This window comes from Roseibium sp. AWQ4_290 (assembly GCF_056160985.1).
The window spans coordinates 1-22,769 of the sequence record NZ_JBSWYG010000027.1 but is presented as its reverse complement, the minus strand read 5'-3'; the positions used below and the strand labels follow the sequence as shown (position 1 = coordinate 22,769).

Annotated in this window: 19 protein-coding genes, 1 tRNA gene and 1 pseudogene; 6 read left to right on the top strand and 15 right to left on the bottom strand. The window is 58.7% G+C overall.

Going from position 1 to position 22,769, the window contains the following annotated elements; all coding sequences use genetic code 11:
* Window positions 1–34: 34 nt before the first annotated feature.
* Window positions 35–880 (bottom strand): 3-deoxy-8-phosphooctulonate synthase, encoded by an 846-nt coding sequence (gene kdsA, locus ACXAH0_RS22325; protein ID WP_475195144.1) that lies wholly within the window; start codon window positions 878–880, stop codon window positions 35–37.
* A gap of 379 nt (window positions 881–1,259) precedes the next feature.
* Here kdsA and galU point away from each other — a divergent pair, with 379 nt between their 5' ends.
* On the top strand, window positions 1,260–2,153 hold the full coding sequence (gene galU, locus ACXAH0_RS22320) for a UTP--glucose-1-phosphate uridylyltransferase GalU (protein WP_475195142.1): 894 nt from the start codon (window positions 1,260–1,262) through the stop codon (window positions 2,151–2,153).
* Window positions 2,154–2,428: 275 nt separating this feature from the next.
* On the top strand, window positions 2,429–2,866 hold the full coding sequence (locus tag ACXAH0_RS22315) for a DUF4864 domain-containing protein (protein ID WP_475195140.1): 438 nt from the start codon (window positions 2,429–2,431) through the stop codon (window positions 2,864–2,866).
* 14 nt (window positions 2,867–2,880) lie between these two features.
* Here the strand turns inward: ACXAH0_RS22315 and tgt are convergent, their stop codons facing one another.
* The 5 genes from tgt to coaD all read right to left on the bottom strand — a co-directional run bounded on the left by tgt (window position 2,881) and on the right by coaD (window position 6,915).
* Window positions 2,881–4,032, bottom strand: coding sequence for a tRNA guanosine(34) transglycosylase Tgt (tgt, locus tag ACXAH0_RS22310; protein WP_475173027.1), 1,152 nt, complete (start codon window positions 4,030–4,032; stop codon window positions 2,881–2,883).
* An 8-nt stretch (window positions 4,033–4,040) separates the two neighbouring features.
* A complete protein-coding gene (gene queA, locus ACXAH0_RS22305) occupies window positions 4,041–5,111 on the bottom strand; it encodes a tRNA preQ1(34) S-adenosylmethionine ribosyltransferase-isomerase QueA (protein WP_475195137.1) in 1,071 nt (356 codons plus the stop codon).
* A 201-nt stretch (window positions 5,112–5,312) separates the two neighbouring features.
* Window positions 5,313–5,786 carry a peptidylprolyl isomerase gene (locus tag ACXAH0_RS22300; protein WP_475195136.1) on the bottom strand — a complete coding sequence of 158 codons (474 nt, stop codon included), beginning with the start codon at window positions 5,784–5,786 and terminating at the stop codon, window positions 5,313–5,315.
* A 44-nt stretch (window positions 5,787–5,830) separates the two neighbouring features.
* Window positions 5,831–6,370, bottom strand: coding sequence for a peptidylprolyl isomerase (locus ACXAH0_RS22295; RefSeq protein ID WP_475173033.1), 540 nt, complete (start codon window positions 6,368–6,370; stop codon window positions 5,831–5,833).
* 38 nt (window positions 6,371–6,408) lie between these two features.
* A complete protein-coding gene (coaD, locus tag ACXAH0_RS22290) occupies window positions 6,409–6,915 on the bottom strand; it encodes a pantetheine-phosphate adenylyltransferase (RefSeq protein WP_475173035.1) in 507 nt (168 codons plus the stop codon).
* A 475-nt stretch (window positions 6,916–7,390) separates the two neighbouring features.
* Between coaD and ACXAH0_RS22285 the strand changes: the two genes are divergently transcribed.
* On the top strand, window positions 7,391–7,804 hold the full coding sequence (locus ACXAH0_RS22285; protein ID WP_475173036.1) for a phosphopantetheine adenylyltransferase: 414 nt from the start codon (window positions 7,391–7,393) through the stop codon (window positions 7,802–7,804).
* Window positions 7,805–7,933: 129 nt separating this feature from the next.
* On the opposite strand, the gene gyrA is transcribed toward ACXAH0_RS22285, so the two are convergent.
* Window positions 7,934–10,750 carry a DNA gyrase subunit A gene (gene gyrA, locus ACXAH0_RS22280; RefSeq protein WP_475195135.1) on the bottom strand — a complete coding sequence of 939 codons (2,817 nt, stop codon included), beginning with the start codon at window positions 10,748–10,750 and terminating at the stop codon, window positions 7,934–7,936.
* Between the two features lie 214 nt (window positions 10,751–10,964).
* Here gyrA and ACXAH0_RS22275 point away from each other — a divergent pair, with 214 nt between their 5' ends.
* Complete coding sequence (locus ACXAH0_RS22275; RefSeq protein ID WP_475173040.1) at window positions 10,965–11,606, top strand: MarC family protein; 642 nt, start codon at window positions 10,965–10,967, stop codon at window positions 11,604–11,606.
* Between the two features lie 7 nt (window positions 11,607–11,613).
* Here the strand turns inward: ACXAH0_RS22275 and ACXAH0_RS22270 are convergent, their stop codons facing one another.
* The 3 genes from ACXAH0_RS22270 to guaA all read right to left on the bottom strand — a co-directional run bounded on the left by ACXAH0_RS22270 (window position 11,614) and on the right by guaA (window position 14,235).
* A complete protein-coding gene (locus ACXAH0_RS22270) occupies window positions 11,614–12,000 on the bottom strand; it encodes a hypothetical protein (RefSeq protein ID WP_475195134.1) in 387 nt (128 codons plus the stop codon).
* 71 nt (window positions 12,001–12,071) lie between these two features.
* Window positions 12,072–12,605, bottom strand: coding sequence for a hypothetical protein (locus ACXAH0_RS22265; RefSeq protein WP_475195133.1), 534 nt, complete (start codon window positions 12,603–12,605; stop codon window positions 12,072–12,074).
* 73 nt (window positions 12,606–12,678) lie between these two features.
* Window positions 12,679–14,235 carry a glutamine-hydrolyzing GMP synthase gene (gene guaA, locus ACXAH0_RS22260; protein WP_475173044.1) on the bottom strand — a complete coding sequence of 519 codons (1,557 nt, stop codon included), beginning with the start codon at window positions 14,233–14,235 and terminating at the stop codon, window positions 12,679–12,681.
* A 250-nt stretch (window positions 14,236–14,485) separates the two neighbouring features.
* Here guaA and ACXAH0_RS22255 point away from each other — a divergent pair, with 250 nt between their 5' ends.
* Window positions 14,486–15,694: a tetratricopeptide repeat protein gene (locus ACXAH0_RS22255; protein ID WP_475195130.1), complete on the top strand. Its 1,209-nt coding sequence runs from the start codon at window positions 14,486–14,488 to the stop codon at window positions 15,692–15,694.
* A gap of 188 nt (window positions 15,695–15,882) precedes the next feature.
* Here the strand turns inward: ACXAH0_RS22255 and ACXAH0_RS22250 are convergent, their stop codons facing one another.
* From ACXAH0_RS22250 to ACXAH0_RS22235, 4 genes are all read right to left on the bottom strand, one after another.
* Window positions 15,883–17,172, bottom strand: coding sequence for an RsmB/NOP family class I SAM-dependent RNA methyltransferase (locus tag ACXAH0_RS22250; protein ID WP_475173047.1), 1,290 nt, complete (start codon window positions 17,170–17,172; stop codon window positions 15,883–15,885).
* Window positions 17,173–17,221: 49 nt separating this feature from the next.
* Window positions 17,222–18,724: an IMP dehydrogenase gene (gene guaB, locus ACXAH0_RS22245; protein ID WP_475173048.1), complete on the bottom strand. Its 1,503-nt coding sequence runs from the start codon at window positions 18,722–18,724 to the stop codon at window positions 17,222–17,224.
* A gap of 181 nt (window positions 18,725–18,905) precedes the next feature.
* On the bottom strand, window positions 18,906–19,613 hold the full coding sequence (locus tag ACXAH0_RS22240) for an RlmE family RNA methyltransferase (protein ID WP_475173050.1): 708 nt from the start codon (window positions 19,611–19,613) through the stop codon (window positions 18,906–18,908).
* The gene (locus ACXAH0_RS22235; RefSeq protein ID WP_475195126.1) at window positions 19,610–21,319 is read right to left on the bottom strand and encodes a Ppx/GppA phosphatase family protein; all 1,710 of its coding nucleotides are present in this window, start codon (window positions 21,317–21,319) and stop codon (window positions 19,610–19,612) included. Before ACXAH0_RS22235 ends, ACXAH0_RS22240 begins: the two co-directional genes overlap by 4 nt.
* 284 nt (window positions 21,320–21,603) lie before the next feature.
* Between ACXAH0_RS22235 and ACXAH0_RS22230 the strand changes: the two genes are divergently transcribed.
* A tRNA-Gln gene (locus ACXAH0_RS22230) sits at window positions 21,604–21,677 on the top strand.
* Between the two features lie 432 nt (window positions 21,678–22,109).
* Here the strand turns inward: ACXAH0_RS22230 and ACXAH0_RS22225 are convergent.
* Window positions 22,110–22,643 (bottom strand): annotated as a pseudogene (locus ACXAH0_RS22225) (formylglycine-generating enzyme family protein); the annotation flags it as partial.
* Window positions 22,644–22,769 lie beyond the last annotated feature (126 nt).

Genomic DNA, 22,769 nt, shown 5'->3' with positions numbered 1-22,769 from the left:
CCCTGAAAACCCGCGCGGCGGCATGGTTCTGAACTTAACTGGCAGCTGGTGTCGTCTTGACCACGGCGTCAATGGCCTGCAACTTGCGCAGCAAATCTTCAAGCTGATGCATCGGCACCATATTGGGCCCGTCAGACGGGGCCTTGTCAGGGTCCGGATGCGTTTCGATAAAGAGACCGGCAATGCCGACAGCCACCGCCGCACGGGCCAGAGCCGGCACCATCGTCCGGTCACCGCCGGTCGAGCCCCCCTGCCCGCCCGGCTGTTGAACCGAATGGGTTGCGTCGAAGACAACCGGGGCACCTGTTTCCGCCATGATGGGCAGAGCGCGCATGTCGCTGACGAGGGTGTTGTATCCAAAGCTCGCTCCCCGTTCGGTCAGGAGCACATTGGGATTTCCGGATCCGGTGACTTTTGCCAGAACGTTTTTCATGTCCCAGGGGGCCAGGAATTGCCCTTTCTTGATATTCACGGCCTTGCCGGTGCGGGCGGCAGCGATCAGGAGATCTGTCTGACGGCACAAAAAGGCCGGGATCTGAAGCATGTCGACTGCGTCCGCGACGGGCGCACATTGCTCTGCGGAATGGACATCCGTCACCACAGGCATTCCAAAGGTCTCGTGTATTTCGGCGAAGATCGGAAGGGCTTCCTTCAGCCCCACTCCGCGTCCTCCGCTCAAGGAAGTCCGATTGGCCTTGTCAAAGGAGGATTTGTAGACGGTTTTGATGCCGAGCCTTCCGGTAATTTCCTTGATGGCGGCAGCACATTCAAGCGCGTGGGCTCTGCTTTCCAGCGCGCAAGGCCCGGCGATGAGGCTGAACGGCGCTTCATTGTCAAAAGAGACGTTTCCAACTGCAACAATGCGGTTTGCTTCGGCCATTCCTCACCTTGCATGTCTCGACGGCGGTGACCGTCCGTGTATCCAATTGCCGCTCGGCACCAATTGGGTGTTCCATAGCCTTCTTTTGCGTACGCTGCAACCGCAGCTCTGTTGCCAGGATGAAACTTGTTTCAAACGTTTAAAAGTCTTTGTAATCAGATACTTTCCGGCTTATCTCACACACTTGCCATAGTTTCATGCTAGGCTGCCATGGTTGACTATGCGGGGGTAATGCCATGTTGAAATTAACCGTGATCCCATTTTGGGTGTCCCGGTGCTGATCTAAACCTGCCAAGAACCCTGAGTTTATTGTCCCCAAGGTCAGTTTGTGACCAGATTGGGGGAGTGACCTTTGCCAATCAGTATCGAAAGGCCTGATATGAACAAGCCCATTCGTAAAGCCATTTTGCCTGTCGCCGGGCTAGGCACCAGATTTTTGCCGGCCACAAAGGCCGTGCCCAAGGAAATGCTTACAATCGTCGACCGGCCGATCATTCAATATGTTGTCGATGAGGCCCGGGCGGCCGGAATCGAGCACATTGTGTTCGTTACCGGTAGAAACAAGCATGTGATCGAAGACCATTTCGACATGGCTTATGAGCTGGAGGATACGCTCAAGGCGCGCAACAAGACGGCCGCGCTGGAGCTGCTTGAAAAGCACCGTCCTCAGCCCGGCTCCACGAGTTTCACCCGCCAGCAGGCCCCACTTGGACTCGGTCATGCCATCTGGTGCGCCCGGGACATTATCGGGGAGGAACCTTTCGCGATCCTCTTGCCCGATGTGATCATTAAATCCAAGGTGAGCTGCCTGAAGCAGATGGTTGATCTTTATGATCAGACGGGGGGCAACATCATTGCGGTGGAAGAAGTTCCCGAAGATCAGACTCATCAATACGGCATTGTTGAGCTGGCCGAAACGATCAACGCCAATTCCAGCCGGATTTCCAACATGGTTGAAAAACCGGCCCCGGGAACTGCACCATCCAACCTGATGATCACGGGCCGCTACATTCTGCAGCCGGAAATCTTCGAGCTTCTGGCCAGTCAGGAAACCGGCGCCGGTGGGGAAATCCAGCTCACCGACAGCATGATTTCTCTGATGTCCAAGCAGGCCTTCTCGTCCCTGAAGTTTGAAGGCCGCAGTTACGATTGTGGCAACAAGGCCGGGTTCTTGAGTGCAAACATTGCTTTCGGAATGGACGATCCCAAACTTGCCGAAGAGCTGGTGCCGTTCATGCAGGGCATGATTCAGCAGCCTTTGGCCGCTGAATAAGAAGGGTTCTGACCCTCTTTCAAAGAAACGGCCGGACTGATCCGTCAGTCCGGCCGTTTTCATGCCGTTCTGCAAGATGGCCTTCTGTCCCGGCAGGATCTATTATGATCCGGCTAAGTCAAAGAACTTACGAGGTGAATTTAAAAACGACTGGTTTTTCAGCATAAACAGTCTGAAATTTAAGCGGTCACAATGGTGGATAAAGCCAAGCTTTTCGATCCGCATGCCTGCAATCATCGTAAACTTTTCAAGTAACCTTTGAAAAGGAGACGGCAATGGCGGTGTACAAGCATTTGCGGAAGATCCTGGCAGGCGCATCCGTTGCGGTGCTGGTGATGTGCGGATCAGGCCTGGCTGAAGACAAGGTGGATAGCCGGACGTTTCAATCCATCATAAAGGATCAGATGAGCGCCTTTGCTTCGGGCAATGCCCGTGCCGCCTTTTCATTTGCCACCAATGGACTGAAACAGCGGTTTCAATCCCCCGAACTCTTCATGGAAATGGTCCGGCAAGGTTATCAGCCGGTCTATAACCCCAAAAGCGTCACCTTCGGACGCTCCAAAATGACCCAGTTTGGCCCAACCCAGGAAGTCTATGTGGTGGGACCCAAGGGTCAGAACTGGCTCGCGCTCTATAGTTTCGAGCAACAGGATGACGGCAGCTGGCGCATTTCAGGCTGCTACCTGACCAAATCCGACGGGTTTGCAGCCTGAGGCTTTCAGACGGATCAGAGTGCGGGAATGTCGCCCCGGGCCCAGTCTTCCTTGGTCCGGGCATAGAAATCCTCGAACGTGCCGGCTTCGATCGCTTCGCGCATACCCTTCATCAACTGCTGGTAATAGGCGATGTTGTTCCAGGTGAGCAGCATCCCGGCAAGGCCCTCGCCAGCCCGCACCAGATGGTGCAGATAGGCACGGCTGTAGGTGCAGGTTGCCGGACAGTCGCTGAGTTCGTCCAGTGGGCGCGGATCTTCCTGATGGCGCGCATTTTTCAGGTTCACCTTGCCATAGCGGGTATAGGCCAGCCCGTGGCGTCCGGCCCGGGTGGGCATGACACAATCGAATTGGTCTATCCCCCGTTTCACGCTTTCCAGAAGATCGTCCGGGGTTCCCACGCCCATGAGGTAGCGCGGCTTGTCCTCAGGCATGACAGGGGTGGTGATGTCGAGCATGGCCAGCATGACCTCTTGCGGTTCGCCCACCGCCAGCCCGCCCACCGAATAGCCTTCAAAGGGAAGCTTACCGAGTTCTTCCGCTGAACGGATACGCAGATCCGGCTGGTCTCCGCCCTGCACAATGCCATAGAGCCCTTGCCCCTTCGCTGGACCGCCCATGGCCTCGAACTGGGTTCTTGAGCGCTCGGCCCACCTGAGCGACAGTTCCATGGCCCGCTGCACTTCTTCCTTCGGGCTCGGGAGCTTGATGCACTCATCCAGCTGCATCTGGATATCTGAGCCCAAAAGCCCCTGGATTTCCACGGACCGTTCCGGAGTCAGATGGTATTTGCGCCCGTCAATATGGCTTTGGAACCGGACACCATCTTCATCCAGTTTCCGGAGCTGTGCCAGGGACATGACCTGAAACCCGCCGCTGTCGGTGAGGATCGTATGCGGCCAGTTCATGAAGGTGTGCAGGCCGCCTAGTTTGGCCACCCGCTCTGCCGTTGGCCGCAGCATCAGGTGATAGGTGTTGCCCAGCACCACGTCCGCGCCGGTCTCCCGCACCTGTCCCGGATACATGGCCTTGACGGTTGCCTGGGTTCCAACAGGCATGAAGGCCGGTGTGCGCACCACCCCATGGGGCGTGGTGATCTCGCCGCGCCTCGCCATGCCATCCCTGGCCAGAAGTTTGAAGCCGAATTGCTTTTGAGTTTCAGGCATGAGGGTCCTCAGGGCGTCGTCTTGGGAAACAGCAAAGACGCATCGCCATAGCTGTAAAACCGGTAGTGCTGCTGAATGGCATGGGCATAGGCCTGGCGCATTGTCTCCAGGCCTGACAAGGCCGACACCAGCATGAACAGGGTTGATCTGGGCAGGTGAAAATTGGTCATCAAGGCATCGATGACCTTGAACCGGTAGCCGGGCGTGATGAAAATCGAAGTCTCCCCTGCAAAGGGGACGATGTGACCGCTCTCTTGCGCAGCGCTTTCAAGGATCCGCAAGGAGGTCGTACCGATGCTGACGACTTTGTTGCCCCGTGCCTTGACCGCCTGAAGGGCTGTTGCCGTTTCTTCCGGCACCTGCCCCCATTCGGCATGCATCTTGTGGTCGCTGGTGTCGTCCGCCTTGACGGGCAAGAAGGTGCCGGCACCCACATGAAGCGTGACCCGGTGGCGTTCGATTCCGCGTTTATCAAGGGCTGTCAGGAGCTCCGGGGTAAAATGCAGCCCGGCTGTCGGAGCGGCCACAGCCCCGTCCTTCGTGGCAAAGATTGTCTGGTAGTCGCGCCGGTCTTCAGCGTCTTCAGACCGTTTATGGGCAATATAGGGGGGGAGCGGCACGTGGCCGACAGCTGCGATGGCCTCATCCAGCTGCGGCCCTGAGGCGTCGAACAGAATCAGGATTTCGCCGCTGTCCGTCTTGTCCGCAACTTCCCCCGTCAGAGACGTTTTGGGTCCCTCGAACACCAGCTTGTCGCCGAGCTGCAATTTCTTTGCCGGTCGGGCAAAGGCGCGCCAGCGGTCCGGACCGGTGCGCATGTGAAGGGTCAGGCTGATCCCTGCGCTGATGTCAGCGCGCAGCCGCTTTCCTTCCAGCTGTGCCGGAATGACTTTCGTGTCGTTAAAGACAAGCGCGTCTCCGGGCTGCAGCAGGGCTGGAAGATCCCGCACACCTGCGTCGCGCAAGGGGGCTGCGTCTCCGGGCCGAACCACCAGCATGCGGGCCGCATCGCGCGGCCGGGCGGGCCGCAGCGCAATGCGCTCATTGGGAAGCTCAAAATCAAAATCGTCTACGCGCATGGGGCAGATGCCAATCGAATTTTCAGAGGCTGGTGGACCAAAAGCGGCCAAGTCTGCAATTTGCCAGGCAGCCAGTGAGCGGCTCTTAAAGGCGCAACACAAGGCGGTCAACCGCTGAGCCGCTTGAAGGGGCGGCTTTTGAAAGCAAAAACAGCGCGAAGAAGCCCTCCGCGCTGTTTGAAACGTCAGGATCTTTTGTCTTTAGGCTGCGTCGGCAGCGACTTTCAAAGACACGATATTGTCCGGATTGGAGACCGGCTCACCGCGTTTGATCTTGTCGATATTGTCCATGCCGTCGATCACTTTGCCCCAGACCGTATACTGACCGTCTAGCCAGGGTGCATCGGTGAAGCAGATGAAGAATTGGCTGTCGCCGGAATTCGGGTCCATGGCACGGGCCATGGAGCAGGTGCCGCGCACATGTTTTTCTTTGCTAAATTCGGCCTTCAGTTTCTGGCCGGAGCCACCCGTGCCGGTGCCTTGCGGGCAGCCGGTCTGGGCCATGAACCCATCAATCACCCGGTGAAAGACAATACCGTCGTAAAAGCCCTCCCGCACCAGCTCCTTGATCCGGGCCACGTGGCCGGGTGCCAGGTCCGGTTTCATTTCGATCACAACGGAGCCCTGGCTCGTTTCCATGAGAAGGGTGTGTTCAGCATCCTTGATTTCGGCCATGTCGTACTCCTTGAGGTCTTTTAAACGGGCCAGTGATATCGGTGTTATTGCGTGTCTGCGGCGACTTGCATCTTGATGATCTTGTCGGGATTCGCAGGCGGCTCGCCGCGGGTGATATTGTCGATATATTTCATCCCGTCAACGACCTGCCCGAAAACAGTGTATTGGCCGTTCAGCCAGTCGCCGTCATTGAACATGATGAAAAACTGGGAATTGGCACTGTCCGGGCTGGCGGCGCGGGCCATACCAAGGGTTCCGCGCCTGAACGGCGCCTTGGAAAATTCCGCCTTTAGATCGGGCAGATCGGAGCCGCCCATTCCGGTACCGGTCGGATCGCCGGTCTGCGCCATGAAACCGTCAATCACCCGGTGAAAGACAATGCCGTCGTAAAACCCTTCCCGGGTCAGTTTCTTGATCCGCTCCACATGTTTGGGGGCAAGATCCGGGCGCAGCTCAATGACGACACGTCCATCCTTGAGATCGAGATATAGCGTGTTTTCAAGATCGGCAGCCTGGGCCATTGTCACGGCCGGCAGGATCAGTAGTGCCGCCAGAAGCGAGCAAAGAGCGAGTATGCGAGACACTGGAAACTCCTGATTGTCAGAACAGAAAAGCAATGTGTTCACGGCGCGGGTCTGGCGCGTTCGCGCACAGGGTCCGCCACCGGCGCCGGCACAAAGGCGGCAATTTCGCCACCCATTTTGGCGATCTGACGCACCAAGGTGGCGGTGATGTGGCGGACATTGGGCGAAGCTGGCAAAAACACGGTGCGAATATCGGGTTCGAGGGTGGCGTTCATCCCGGCCATCTGCATTTCGTAATCCAGATCCGTGCCGTCCCGAAGTCCGCGCACGAGATAGGCCGCCCCCTGCTCCCGGGCCGTGTCTATGACCAGATTTGAAAAGGAAATCACTTCGATCCGCCGGGCTTCATCTGCGGCAAATTCCGCTTCGGCGGATGCATGGATCAGGCCGACGCGCTCTTCAAAGGAAAACAGCGGCGATTTTCCGGGGTGAATGCCAATCGCCACCACGACCTTGTCCGCCAGGGCCAGTGCCTGATGGAGAATATCCATGTGTCCGTTTGTCACCGGATCAAAAGACCCTGGATAGAGCGCAATGCGTGTCATGGCCAATTCCATACCCTCCATGTGAACCGGCGACAAGAAAAACCCAAAGAGAATATCTGTCTCTGCCGTGCACACTCACAAGGAACTGTATTATCCGGCATGGCCAGGCCAGGGTGGCGGCGACGTTGTCAACCAAAAGGATCTATTTCTTCAGCTGTCATCCAGTGTATGCCGTCTGCCGGTTAAATTTTGCAGGTGTCTCGCCGATTGTCTGTCAGCTTGCCAACAGGCAGCCCATGCACGGCCTTTGCCGAAGACAAGTCTGGTCCACATTCTCTCGGGTCTCCTGAACGGGATGCATCCGGATTGTCTTGTCGCCGTGGTTAGAGTTTTGTGGGCGGAAGCGGCTGCAAACAGCCGGCTTTCAGGTGGCTTTGGCGACAGGCGCACTTTTGTGATGGCGATCACATCTCACTTTACAGAGCTGGTCCAAGGTGCACGCATCGAAACAAGGGCGTGAGCAGGAGCCAGGACCATGAGGAGTTTCAAGACAATCCCCGCACACAAGCGTGAGGCAAACGGGCACTCGTTTCAATTCGAAGGCAAGGCGTTTCATCCGTCTTCGCAGATCAAGATGGTGGCCATCTTTGTTGTTGCGCTGGCCACTGTGATTGCAGCCGGTTTGATCACTCTGCACCCGAGCAATGCATCTCATGCGGAAGGCCTGACCAGTCTGGCGACCCAAGGCCTTGCATCGACCAAAACGGACCGGGTACATGGCAAGGCACGTGCGAAAAACTGCGCAGCCCAGACCTGGGGTGCATGGAGCGACGACTGCGCCGCCGCCCTGACCGGTGCGGGTAAAGTCCGTACGGTGTCTTTTGTGACAGTTGAGAAAGCAACTCCAACCGTGAATGAGACCATTCTGGCGCGCTATCCGTCCAACTAGTGCAAACCTGTCTGAAACCATAGAACGCGGCAAGGTCATCCAAACAGACCTCCCAGAACGACAAACAGCGGCGCAGATTTCTCTGGCCGCTGTTGCCGTCTTCAGCGCCTTGGTCTCAGCGCTGGCTGCTCAACTCTCGGGTGTTTCGGGTCCGCTGCCATCTCCAGCCTCCTGGGTCCCGTCGTCCGGATTGCCTTCAGCGTTGCCACCTTCTTCGCTGCCTTCGGGCAGATCATCCTCGTCGTCGACTTCCGAGATGCCTTCAACGGCAACCACTTTTTCATCTGAGGCGGTCTTGAACACAATCACACCCTGGGTGGCGCGCCCGGCAATCCGGATCCCGTCGACCGGACAGCGGATCAACTGGCCGCCATCGGTAACCAGCATGATCTGATGACTGTCTTCGACCGGGAAGGAGGCGATCAGCCCACCATTGCGGTCGTTCACAGCCATGGCCGTGATGCCTTTGCCACCCCTGCCCGTCACTCGGTATTCAAAGGACGATGTCCTTTTGCCATAACCGTTTTCCGAAACCGTTAGGATGATCTGCTCAGCTGCGCTCATCTGGGCGTAGCGTTCCTGAGGCAGATCTCCAGCCACGACACCGTCTTCATCGGCGCCATTGCCATTCTCGTCGGTTTCGCCGCGCATGGCTCTGGAGAGCTTCAGATAAGCAGCCCGCTCCTCGGCATCCACATCGATGTGATGCAGGATCTGCATGGAGATGACCCGGTCTTCATCAGCCAGACGAATGCCACGCACCCCGACGGAGTTGCGGCCTGCAAAAACACGCACATCCGTGACGGGGAACCGGATACACTGGCCGGAATTTGTGGTCAGCATGACGTCCGCATGTTCTGAACAGGTGTCGACACTGACAATGCCGTCGCCTTCGTCCAGTTTCATGGCGATCTTGCCATTCCGGTTGATGTTGACGAAATCGGACAGTTTGTTGCGCCGGACCGTGCCGCGCACGGTGGCGAACATCACATCAAGATTTGCCCAGGTGTCCTCATCTTCCGGCAGCGGCAGAATGGAGGTGATCTGTTCGCCCTGTTCCAGAGGCAGCATGTTGACCAAAGCCTTGCCGCGTGACGTCGGGCCGCCAAGCGGCAGACGCCAGACTTTCATCTTGTAGCAAATGCCCCTGGAGGAGAAGAACAGAACCGGCGTATGAGTGTTGGCCACGAACAACCGGGTGACGAAATCCTCGTTCTTCGTTGCCATGCCGGACCGGCCCTTGCCGCCCCGGCGCTGCGCCCGGTAAGTAGCCAGCGGCACGCGTTTGATATAGCCGCCATGGGAGACGGTGACGACCATGTCTTCCCGCTGGATCAGGTCTTCATCATCAAAATCCGCGCCGCCTTCCACGATTTCCGTGCGCCGGGGTGTCGCGAATTCTTCCTTGATCTCCAGCATCTCGGTGCGGACGATCTCCTGAATCCGGGCACGGGAGCGCAGAATGTCCAGATAATCGGAAATCTCGGCGCCGATCTTCTTCAACTCGTCGTCGATTTCATCGCGGCCAAGGGCTGTCAGACGTTGCAGACGCAGATCCAGAATGGCCCGGGCCTGCTCCTCCGACAGCTTGTAGGTGCCGTCTTCCTGAACCTTGTGGCGGGGATCGTCGATCAGCTGGATCAGCGGTTCGACATCATGGGCTGGCCAGTCCCGCTCCATCAATTGCGCCCGGGCGGTTGCCGGATCGGGTGCGGTGCGGATCAGGTGGATAACCTCATCGATATTGGCAACAGCAATGCCAAGGCCGACCAGGATATGGGCCCGGTCCCTGGCTTTCTTGAGCAGATAGCGGGTGCGCCGCTGAACCACTTCTTCCCGGAAAGCGACAAAGGCGGTGAGCATGTCGGAGAGGTTCATCTGCTCCGGCTTGCCGCCATTCAGGGCCACCATATTGGCGCCAAACGAGGTCTGCAGCTGGCTGAAACGGTAGAGCTGGTTCAGCACAACATCGGGCACCGCGTCCCGTTTCAATTCGATCACCACCCGCATGCCGGAGCGGTCACTCTCGTCGCGGATGTCGGAAATACCCTCAATGCGCTTATCGCGCACCAGTTCGGCGATTTTCTCGATCATGGTCGATTTGTTGACCTGATACGGGATTTCCGAAACGATCAGGGCGTTGCGGTCCTTGCGCACCTCTTCGATGTCGACCTTCGCCCGCATGGCGATGGATCCGCGCCCGGTTTCATAGGCATTGCGGATGCCGGACCGGCCCAGGATCGTGCCCCCGGTCGGGAAATCCGGGCCTGGGACGATGTCCATCAGCTCGGCCAAGGTCATCGCTGGATTTTCCATAATGGCGATGGCCGCATCAATCACTTCACCGAGATTATGCGGCGGGATGTTGGTCGCCATCCCCACGGCGATGCCGCCTGCTCCGTTAACGAGAAGGTTGGGGAATTTTGCCGGAAGGACAACGGGCTCGCTTTCCGAATTATCGTAGTTCTCCTGAAAATCGACTGTTTCCTTGTCGATGTCGTCCAGAAGCTTGTGAGCCACTTTTTCCAGGCGGCACTCGGTGTAGCGCATGGCCGCGGCCGGATCACCGTCAATGGAGCCGAAATTGCCCTGCCCGTCAATCAGCGGCAGCCGCAGCGAAAAGTTCTGCGCCATCCGCACCAGGGCATCATAGATCGCGCTGTCGCCATGGGGGTGGTATTTACCCATCACATCCCCGACCACACGGGCCGACTTGCGGTAGGGCTTGTTCCACTCATAGCCGTTTTCATGCATCGAATAGAGGATGCGGCGATGGACCGGTTTCAGCCCGTCGCGGACATCGGGAAGCGCGCGGGACACGATCACACTCATTGCGTAATCGAGATAGCTGCGCTTCATTTCGTCGACGATGGAGACCGGTTTGATATCGGACGGCAAACCGTCAGAAGGGGTGCTGTTGTCCTGGTCAGCCAAGGATGAACTCATTTCATTGTTATAGCTGCTTCTTTTATAGCCGATTCAAGGCTTTGCACCAAATTCGCAGCCTTTTTCCGCCTAAGTATTCTGTGTTCAATATCAATATGTTATGACCTCTGTACACAGGCGGCTAAAATGATTTGGCAGAACGGTGCTGCCCTCGCAGCCAAAGCACTGGAATCACCTCTTGCCCGGAGGCGGAAAAGCAAAGCGGGAGCACTGGATGCTGGACTATTTCATCAACGCATTTGCCATGCTTTTTGTCACGATTGACCCGGTCGGTCTGGCCCCGATGTTCCTGGCTGTGACCGCCGGCATGAGCGCGGCGGACAGGCGCCGGGTGGCCGTGCGCGCCACACTGACGGCGGCCGGAATTCTGCTGGTTTTCTATGTCTCCGGCCAGACCGTGCTCAATGTCCTGGGCATTTCGGTGTCGGCCTTCCGGGTGGCGGGCGGAATTCTTCTGTTTCTGATTGCCATAGAAATGATTTTTGGCAAACGGCAGGAGCGCAAGGCGGAAACGGCTGAAAAGGCGGTCGAATCCCAAGGCCATCACGGATCAGTCAATGAGATCGCCATCTTTCCTCTGGCAATCCCGCTCATCTCCGGCCCGGCCACCATCTCGGCCATCATTCTTCTGTCCAGCCAGGCGCCGGACACCATGACCTATGTGGGACTTGGCGGCGTGATTGCCGTCATTTTGCTGAGCTGCATGGGCGCGTTTCTGCTGGCAGACAAAATGGAACGGCTCCTGGGGGACACCGCCCAACTGGTGATCACCCGGCTTCTGGGTGTCCTTCTGGCCGCCCTCTCGGTGCAGTTCGTGGCCGATGGTGTCTTGGCGCTTGTTCAGGTCCAGGCGTAAGACGGGTTTATTCCGGCAGTTCCAGTTCGAACGTCTTGTCCGAAAAGCCATTCACCGTGTCCCGCGCGCGGATGATGACATGATCCAGTCCTTCAAGAACGGGAACGCCTGACAAGGACCGGTTAAAGGGCTGCTCGTCCACATGGGGGTGCAGAAGAACGCGCTGCCCAAGAACCTCTCCCTCCGGCGTCTCCACCTGCCACAGATCCGCATAATGGTCCCAACCGGTATCTGCATGTTCCAGCGTTACCGAAAAGGTCCATGTTTCACCGGTCTTACTGGCCTTGGCCGCCAGAATATCCACATCATCTGCCAAGGCGGCGGCACTGGAGAATGAGAGCCCCAGGGAAAGGGCAATACCGCAGGACGCGGCAGGTGTCAGTCGATGGATCATCGAGGGTCCTTTCGGGTTCAGATCGCTCCAATCCTTGAAGCTTTTGTTCGAATCCGAAAGTCACGATCCCGTCAGGAATGCGCGTCGGAGGGGCACTGAACGTAGGCGGCAAGGTCCCGCAATAGTAAATGCACCTCCCGTTCTGCCGTCTCCAGCTGAAATGCACGCAGGCTCTGTTCCGTCCAGCCATCTGAAGACAAGTGCTCTTGCAGCGTCGTGAGTGCCGATACATGGTTGGGGGCCAGGGGCAAGCTGGCGGCTGTTTCCAAAAGACCCAGAAGAGCATGGATTCGCCTCAAGACGGACAACGCCTCGCCCATCGCCGGAATAAGAGCCGTATCGTCGCGCCAGTCGCGGCCGCCAAACACTTCCTGGGTCACCCGCTGACCGGCACCCTGGCAATCATAGGTGATGCAGCCTTTGAAACCGGCTTGCTCCCGCGTCTCGAAAATCGAACAAAGCCCTGTTGGCGCAAGGTTCGGGCAGACCTCTCCGGCCCCTTTGTCGATCCCGAAGGATTCAGATCGATCAAAGGCAAAGACCACACAGCAAAGCGAGGCGCAGGCGCTGCAATCGGGGGTTAGACTGACCGGTGATGGTGCCATGAGCGTTGCCTAGCTGGCCACCCCGTTTCGAACGAAGCTGATTTGCCGTTCAAAGCCCATATCCGGTGCGGGATCACTCCCACTCGATGGTGCCGGGAGGCTTAGAGGTGATGTCGTAGGTGACCCTGTTGATGCCTTCCACCTCGTTGATGATACGTGTGGCCGTTTCTCCCAAGAATTCATGGGAGAATGGGTAATAATCCGCTGTCATGCCGTCGACCGAAGTGACGGCGCGCAGGGCGCAGGCATAGTCATAGGTGCGGCCGTCGCCCATCACACCAACGGTGCGCACCGGCAAGATGGCGACAAAGGCCTGCCAGATCTCGTCGTAAAGACCGTGTTTGCGGATCTGGTCGATATAGACCGCATCCGCCTTGCGCAGAATATCGAGCTTGCTGCGGGTGATTTCGCCTGGGCAGCGGATGGCAAGACCCGGTCCGGGGAACGGATGGCGGCCGATGAAACTGTCCGGAAGACCAAGTTCCCGGCCAAGTGCCCTCACCTCGTCCTTGAACAGTTCGCGCAGCGGTTCCACCAGTTTCAATCCCATTTTTTCCGGCAGTCCGCCGACATTGTGGTGGGACTTGATGGTTACAGACGGACCACCGGAAAAACTGACACTTTCAATCACATCGGGATAAAGCGTGCCCTGGGCGAGGAACTCGGCTCCATCGATTTCGTTCGCATATTTCTGGAAGACGTCGATAAAGAGTTTGCCGATGGTCTTGCGTTTTTGCTCCGGGTCGGAGACGCCGTCCAAGTTCGAGAGAAACAGCTCGGATTCATCCGCGTGGATAAGCGGAATATTGTAGTGATCCCGGAACATGGAGACCACCTCGTCCGCCTCGTTCTGACGCAGCAAACCATGATCGACAAAGACGCAGGTCAGTTGGTCGCCAATGGCCTCGTGAATGAGCACGGCGGCCACGGAACTGTCGACACCACCGGACAGGCCGCAGATGACCTTCTTGGCGCCTACCTGGTCCCGGATCTTGGCAATCGCATCTTCGCGGTAGGCGCCCATGGTCCAATCCCCCGAAAACCCGGCCAGACGGACAAAATTCTCATAGAGCTTGCGCCCATTGGGCGTGTGATGCACCTCCGGATGGAACTGAACTGCATAGAAATGCCGTGCGAGGTCTGCAGTGATAGCAAATGGCGCATTCGGCGAAGTCCCATAGACCTCAAAGCCTGGTGCGATTTCGCTCACGTGATCGCCATGGCTCATCCAGACTTGCTCCTTGTCCTCAAGGAACCAGCCGTCGAGCAAGGGCAGTTTTGCCTCTTTCGGCGTCACAAAGGCGCGGCCGAATTCGGCTGTGCCCTGCCCCCGGTCCACCTTGCCGCCAAGGCAGTGCATCATCACCTGCTGGCCGTAGCAGATCCCCAGGATCGGCACACCTAGATCAAACACCGTTTCCGGAGGCATCGGCGCGCCCTCGGCGAAGACCGACGAAGGACCTCCGGAGAAGATGACTGCCTTTGGACGAAAGTGTTCCAGAAAGCTGTCAGTCACATTCTGGAACGGGTGAATTTCGCAATAGACGTTCAGTTCGCGCAGGCGGCGGGCAATGAGCTGGGTGACCTGGGACCCGAAGTCGATGATGAGGAGGCGATCATGATCAGTCATGGGCCGCTTCTAACCGGGTTCACCGCCAAATTGAAGCCGGTTTGTACACTTTGAGGGACCCCGCACAGGATTTTTCGCGCAATACCGACAGCCTTTTGGTCCGTAAACCGTCTTGGAGTGGTGACAAGCTGTGTACGGTGAAATTTCCGTTTTGAACCCGGAGCGGCGCTCCACTAAGCTTACCGAAACGTTATCAACTCCATATTGACGGATCGGGCATGAGTCGCGTCATCAGTTTGCCGGAACAAAAATGACCGCTACCGCGCGCTCAACCTATGAAGAAGCCCTTGCACTGGAACAGTCCGGTGACATTGACAAGGCCCTTGTCTCTTACCTGAAAGCCCAGGAACTGTCGCCGCAGGATACCGAAATTGCCTATCGCACCGCCTCCGCCCTTCTGAAATCCGGTCATCTGGATGAAGCCCAGTCGCAGCTGCGCCGGATTGTCTTTGCCGAACCTGACAATCTCAAGGCCCGCGCCAGCCTGGGCAATTGTCAGCTGTTGCTCAACGAGGTAGATCTTGCAGTCCAGAACTTTCAGGATGTCTTGGCGCAGGACCCGGACAACCGGAATGCGCTTTATGGCCTGATCAGCATCTATCTCAATCAGGACAGGGTTCAGGAGGCCGCCGGACTGGTGAAGCGGCTGGTCACACTTTTGCCAGAGGTCGCGGCGGTTCAGGCGCTTCTGGCAGAAGTGCAGTCGAAAACCGGTCAGACGACGGCTGCCATCGCTGCCTACCGAAAGGCGCTTAAGCTGGACCCTTCAAATCTGGCACCCTATCTGGGTCTTGCCGGGGTGCTTTTGCAGCGCAAACGCTATCAGGACGTGGTCGAGCTGATGTTGCGGGCCCATGCGCTTGCGCCGTCCGACCCCAAACCGCTTGAGTTTCTTGCCGATGCCTTGGCCGGTTCCGGGGCGCTGGAAGACGCCCTGGAGTCCCTTGATGCGGCGCTGAAGCTGGAGCCAAAGTCTGCAGAGCGTCTTGTCAAACGCAGCGTGCTGTGCCGGAAACTCGGCCGGCAGACCGAGGCCTTGGCCGCGGCTTTGACGGCCCATGATCTGGCTCCGGAGACCCCGGAGCCGTTGAACGCGCTCGGCGCTGCACTGGCGGCCCTGAAACACATGGTCCAGGCCCGCTCTGTGTTGACCGGATTGTCAAAGGGCGAAGGCCTTGCTCCCGATGTCAGAGCCTTCACAGCGGCCCTGCTTGCCTCAGAGCCGCAAGCCGCGCAGGAACCGGGGCAGGACAATCCGTCCCTATCTGTTGACGCGTCACCGGCCTTGGGGGGCGCCGAAGCCGAAGCGCAGCACGTTCCAGACGAGACCCAGAAACCGCTAACATCAGAGCCATCCCCTGAGGTATACACAGAGCCCAAGGAACCTGTAGCTGTTCTGGAAGACGATGTACTGCCCAATGTGCTCGGACTTCAACGCCGGGACCGGTCCCGCAGCTAAGGCCAGTCGCTTATTAACTGGTTTGCCTTTTGCGGCTGGAGATCAAAGACGTCAGCGAAAATGCCGAAACGGTTTCAAACCTGTTGAAGCCGGCGCGCTGCCGCGCCGTATCTTTTCAAAAGCAGTGTCGGCGGATATCCGCCCCTATGAGTCCGCGCGATCGTGGGCTTCACGTGTGATGAACGCTGTCAAGCGGTCCGCTCGAACATGGCAACATAGAATCCGTCGGTTCCGCTGGAGGCGGGGGTCAGCAGAATGGCGCCCGTGTCGCTCACATAGCGGGGGGCTTGTTTCTCCGGCAGGCGCTGCTTCCAGATCCCGCTTACGGAGACGGGTTTGAAAGCGGTGTTCTGGGTTAAAAACCAGTCCGCCTGGGCCTGGTTCTCCTGCGCCAGAACGGAACAGGTCACATAGACGAGGCGACCGCCCGGTTTTACGTATTTACTTGCATTCACAAGTACATGTTTTTGATCGTTGATGCGGTCTGTGAGCGCCTTTTCGGACAGTTTCCATTTGGAATCCGGTCTGCGGCGCCAGACACCGGTTCCCGTGCAGGGCGCGTCGATGAAGACGAGATCCATCTGGCCGTCAAGATCGTCCAGCGAGGAGCTGGCTGGATCGCGGACCTGAATGTTGCGCACGCCCGCCCGTTGCAGCCGTTCATGGATTGGTGCAAGGCGCAGGCGGTCCGCATCATAGGCGTAGAGCTGGCCCTTGTTCTCCATGGCTGCAGCCAGGGCCAGGGTTTTGCCGCCGCCACCCGCGCAATAGTCGAGCACCTGCTGCCCCGGTGCGGCTTCCGCCAGGATCGCTGCCAGCTGACTGGCCTCATCCTGCAATTCAAACCAGCCTTTGCGGTAGCCTTCTTCCGCTTGCACGTGGGGCATGCGGCCAAGACCCGGCTTGGCTTCGATCCGGATGCCGATGGGGGAAAGCTCCGTTCCAATTGCGCCCGTGTGGGACAGCCGCTTGATCAGTTTGTCGCGCTCTGCCTTCAGCGTGTTGGTGCGCAGATCCACGGGTGCCCGTGTGGCAAGCGCCCTGCCCTCAGCAACCGCCGCCTCTCCAAAGACCGACTGGAAGTCCGGCCACAGCCAGTCGGGAACATCTGCCTGGGCAGAGGGGCTCATTTCGACGGGGTCTGTGGCCTCCAGCCGGGTCTTTTCCTCGGTGCTCAGAGCTTCTGGTGCGTGAGGGTCCTGGAGCGCTGCCATCAGTGCCTCAACACCTTTGTCCCAGGTGAGCGCATAAGTCGCCAGAACAATCGCGCGAGGAGCGTTCTCTCCCATGCGGGCGGCCAGCGAGGCCCGGTTGCGCAGGGCGTCAAAGACAAGATTTCCGATCACCGTCCGGTCGCCGGAACCGGCGAAGCGGTGTGAGGTGCCCCAGTCTTTCAAGGCAATCTGAACCGGTCTGTGACGGGCATCCACCTCACTCAGGACCTCTATTGCAGCCGCGAGGCGTCCGCCATCTTTCATGTCATACCTTCGATTTCAAAATGCCTTGCGATCCGGCCTTATGAGCGGATCAAACGTTTGATGGATAGTTTGGGCTTTCGCGGGTGATGGTCACGTCATGGGCGTGGCTTTCGCGAAGCCCAGCACCGGAAATCTGGACAAACCGGGCCTTTTCCTGGAAGTCCCGAATGGTTTTGCCGCCCACATAGCCCATCGCCGCGCGCAAGCCCCCGGCCAGTTGGTGCAAAACGCTGCCAAGCGCACCCTTGTAGGGCACCTGCCCCTCAATGCCCTCAGGCACGAGCTTGAGGCTGTCGCGCACTTCGGCCTGAAAATACCGGTCTGCGGAGCCACGGGCCATTGCGCCGACAGAGCCCATGCCGCGATAGGATTTATAGGATCGTCCCTGGTGCAGATAGACCTCACCCGGGCTTTCTTCGGTGCCGGCCAACAGGGAGCCGACCATGACCGATCCAGCGCCTGCCGCAATAGCCTTGGCAAGGTCGCCGGAATATTTGATGCCGCCATCAGCCACCACAGGCACACCCTGTTTCTGGGCTTCATTGACGGATTCTATGATGGCGGTGAGCTGCGGGACGCCGACACCGGCCACAATCCGGGTGGTGCAGATCGAGCCGGGTCCGATCCCGACCTTGACCGCATCCGCGCCCGCATCGATCAGTGCCTTGGTGCCCTCGGAGGTTGCCACATTTCCCGCCAGCACCTGAACCGCATTGGAGAGTTTCTTGACCCTGGTGACCATGTCCAGGACCTTCTGGGAATGGCCATGGGCGGTATCAACCACCACCATGTCCACCCCGGCATCAATCAGACGCTCGGCCCGTTCAAAGCCTTCCGTGCCAACGGTGGTCGCTGCAGCGACCCGCAGCCGCCCCTGGGCGTCCTTGGACGCATTGGGGTTGAGCTGAGCCTTTTCCATATCCTTTACGGTGATGAGGCCGATGCAATTGCGGTCCTCATCCACCACTAGCAGTTTCTCAATCCGGTTCTGATGCAACAGGCGCTTGGCGTCTTCCTGGCTGACATTGTCGCTAACGGTGACCAGATTGTCGCGGGTCATCAGTTCGTGGATTTTCTGCCGGTCGTCGGAGGCAAAGCGCACATCGCGGTTGGTCAAAATGCCAACCAGCTTGCCGGTGATCTGCCCGCCAGTGCCGCCATTTTCCACCACCGGAACACCCGAAATGCCGAAGCGCTTCATCAGATCAAGCGCGTCTTTCAAGGGGGCGTCGGGCCCGATCACAAGGGGGTTGACGACCATGCCGGATTCAAACTTCTTCACCATCCGCACTTCCTCGGCCTGCTGGTCGAGGGTCAGATTGCGGTGGATAACCCCGATGCCGCCAGCCTGGGCCATGGCGATGGCCAGGCGGCCTTCGGTCACCGTGTCCATGGCCGAAGACAGGATCGGGATGTTCAGCTCAAGGTCCCGGGTGACCTTGGTTTTCAGGTCGACCTCGCCTGGCATGACTTCCGAATGGCCGGGGATCAGAAGGACATCATCGAAAGTCAGAGCTTGCTGTCCGGTAGACGGAACAAAGAAGGACACCATGGCCAATTCCCCTTTTGAAAAATAGTTCAGCGCGCAGTCCCTGTTGCCAGGTCTGCGTGTGGCGAGTCGCGTCGGCTGTGCCGGAGAAGTTGGCGCGGGTCAATAACATGCAGGTGACAGAATGAAAAGAGCCGTTTGCACATCGCCTGGCACCTTTCCGGTCCGCTCCCGCATCCGGTGTTTAATCCGGGTCGAGATCGCTGCCGCGAAAGCCTTTTGCGATCACATAAAGTTCCGGGCTTTCCTTGCGGCTTGCCGGGGGCTTCAGATGCGCCACCGACTTGAACTCGCGCTTCAAATCCTGCAGCAGCGCATGTTCCGTTCCGCCACGGAACACCTTGGCCAGAAACGAGCCGCCGGGCACCAGGTTGCGCCGGGCAAAATCAATGGCGATTTCGAACAGATGGGTCGTGCGCAAATGATCCGTCTGTTTGTGGCCGGTGGTCGGTGCAGCCATATCGGACAGAACCACATCCGGCCGATGCCCGTCCAGGGCTTCCATGAGCGCCGCGGGCGCATCATCGTCGAGAAAATCCTTTTTCAAGAAAGTCGCGCCACGCACATGGTCCATATCCAGATAATCAATGCCGACCACTTTGGGCGCATCCAAGGTGGACTTCACGCGCTCAACAGCCACCTGGCACCAGCCTCCGGGGGCGCATCCCAGATCCACCACCCGGTAACCAGGTTTCAAAAGCTTGTGCTTGTCATCAATTTCGATGAGTTTATAGGCGGCGCGCGAGCGGTAGCCATCTGCCTTGGCCCGGCGCACGTAAGGATCGTTCAACTGGCGCGCCAGCCAGCGCGTGGACGATTCCCGGCGCCCTGCTGCGGTCTTTACCTTGACGTGCAGACCCCGGTCGCCCGATCCCTTTTTTGAACGGCTCATGCTCTGTTCCTCTGCCGCCGCCGGGACGAACGTTTGCCGGACCTTTTCTGGCTCCAGACCCCGTCGGCGGCCATCAATTCTGTCAAAATGCCTTCACGCAATCCCCGGTCGGCCACGCGCAGCCTGGAGCAGGTCCATTTGCGGCGGATTGCTTCCAGAATCGCGCAGCCTGCCAAAACCAAATCAGCGCGGTCCGCACCAATACAGGGATTTTCCACGCGCGCCTCATACGGCATGTCCCGCAACTGATCAATCATCGTGGACACGTCGCGGTCGTCGAGCCAGGTGCCGTCCACCCGGCGCCGGTCGTAGCGCCGCAATCCCAGATGCACACCGGCCAGAGTGGTAACGGTGCCGGACGTGCCGAGCATGTGCACCTTTCCAGACCCAATGGCCTCCGACAGGGTGTCTGCCAGCCCGAAGCCTGCCAGATGCCCGGCGGCATCAGCCACCATGGCTTCAAAGATCTGCGGGGTCACATGAACGCCGCCATGCCGCTCGGCCAGATTGACCACACCGACGGGAAGCGAAATCCAGGACCGGATGAAGCGGGTCAACGCATAGCCCTTCGCACCGCAGCGGTTGCGAAGATCAAGCCAGACGATCTCGGACGAGCCGCCGCCAATGTCGAACAGGATTACCCCATCCGCGTCATGATCCACCAGCGATGCGCATCCGGCGACCGCGAGCCGGGCTTCCGTTTCCCGGTTAACGATTTCCAGGGCCAGTCCGGTTTCCACCTGCACCCGGTCAATGAAATCGGCACCGTTCTCTGCCGCCCGGCAGGCTTCGGTCGCAATGAGCCGGGACTTTGTGACCCCCTTTTCTGCCAGTTTTTTGTGGCAATTGGCCAGGGCCTCAATGGCCCGGTCCATCGCCGCCGCGCTGAGCTGCCGGTTCGAGCCAACCCCTTCCCCCAGCCGGACGATCCGAGAATAGGCATCGACCACACGGAAGCCCCGGTCTTCGGGACGGGCAATCAGCAGACGGCAATTGTTGGTGCCCAGATCAAGCGCCGCATAGAGGGGCGCCGATCCGTTATTAGCCCTGGCCCGGTGTCCTGGGCCGCGCCGGTGTCCCGGACCCGCCCCTCCGTCCCGATGTTTCCGGGCCGGTTTGGCCGCAAGATCGCTGGCCGTGCCGTTTGCAGTCTCCGGGGACGCCTTCGGGACTTGTACTGTTGCGCTGTCAACGCCTTCTGGCGGCACGCCCTCTGCCGGTTTGCCTTTTCCAGCTTGCCAGCGGCGCCTGCCCCTTCGGTTGGCGGCCTTGCGCCCCTTTGGGCTGGTTGCCTGGTCCGGACCAGTCCTTTGGGCAAGCCCCTGTGAAGCACCGGCCACGCTCCTGTCATGGAGCCCCGAGCCTGCGGACGCGTCCTGCGGCAGTTCCTGAGGGCGGTGGCGGCGTTTTTTACGCGGTTTGGACGGGCCGGATGAAGCCCCCCCGTCTTGCCCGGGACGCCCCTTGGCAAGCTCGCTTTTGTCGACGGGTCCGGAGAGGGTGAGGCCTGCCAGGATTTCTCCTGACCGGGGACTTGCCGCCGGCTGTTGTGCCTGGCCGGGCGTATCCCCGTTGGTCTCTTGGGCAGACCGGCGCTTGCGCCGCCGCCTGTTGCCTCTCTTTGGCTCGCTTTGAGCCTTGGTCTCACCGGACACGTCAGCGGCACGTCGCCCGGTTCCGGGCGGTTCCTGACCTGACTCAGTCACTTCTTTACCTTTCAGGCCAAGCCGCGCCCGGTCTCAGGGCCGCAGAATCTCTGGCCAGTTCTGTCGTTGGCAAAACTGTAACAGGTTGACAGTCCGTCGGAAAGCGCCCGTTTGAAATCATCCTTACGCGCCGGCTTTTGGGCGCCATTTTAAAATTTCACAAAAAAGTCGAAAACGGCACTTGATCATCGAACAACGTTAGATGTATACGCGATCCACCGGACGGCGCTGAGGAAGGTTTCGCTCCTCGCTTCGTCACGCGGCCGGATCTGAACTGGCCAAGTTGGGGAATAGGTTAACGGTAGACCCGCGGACTCTGACTCCGTTAGTCCTGGTTCGAATCCAGGTTCCCCAGCCAACTCTTTCGTGAATGAAATCAATAAGTTCCAGAAATTAGTCAGTCGGATTTCTTGTTGCGCATGTCGCAAACGACTTCCGCCAAATTCCCCGGATCTCCGCCGTTTTCTCGGGGGTGCCGGAGACTCCATGCAACATATCTGCGACATGTGTTAGCGTCACGCGCTGCCTAAAATGGTTGAAACGCATGCGAAAGCAGATTCCACCCGTGAGAACTCGAGGCATCCCCTCAGTGCCGTTCTGATCCATCTGGTTTTCCTTTTGCGCTATGGGTCTGTCCAAGAGCAACGCGGCCGCAGGCCGCGAATTTTCCGCGCACTCAAGCCAAACTCTGATGCCTGTCAAGCTGCGCTCCGCGCCGCTTGAGCCCCGGTTGATCCCAAGGGCGTGAACCGTCCCGGTTCAGCGCCCCGGGATCCTTGCCTGCCTGAACTCAGCCCGACCTCGCAGCGCAGCGGAAGCCCAGAACGTCGTTCCGGCTCGACGGCTCGACCCCGTTGCGGAACGCCGAGCGCACGCCCCGTGCCCCATCGTACCAGGACCCGCCCCGGATCACCCGGTACGGCTCGCCATCGGACTCTGAAGAAGCCTGCTCAAGCCAGGCAGCGCCATCTTTTGGAGCGCCCTCATAGCTGTCATGCCAATAGTCCTCACACCACTCCCAGACATTGCCCAGCATGTCATAAAGCCCGAAAGCATTCCGCTCTTTCAAGGCAACCGAATGCGTTTCGCCGTCCGAGTTTTGTCTGAACCAGGCGATCTTGTCCAAAACGGATCTGTCGGACGTTTGGTCATTTATCGTAAGCTGGCCCGCATAGGTGCTTTCCCTGGTGCCTGCCCGGCAGGCGTATTCCCATACTGCTTCGCTCGGCAATTGCAAGTCGATGCCGGGCAAGTGGCTTTTCATATTCGACACGAACTCTCGCGCGTCCGTCCAGCTCACATTCTCAACCGGTCGATCCTTGCCCTCAAAACGGCTCGGTGTTCCCCGTCAGCAACCATGAGACATATCGGCGAAATTGCTTAAGGAGGATTTCTGGCACATCGTAGCCCGCCAAGGGAGCGAAGATGAGACAGAAATCCGGGCCGGAAG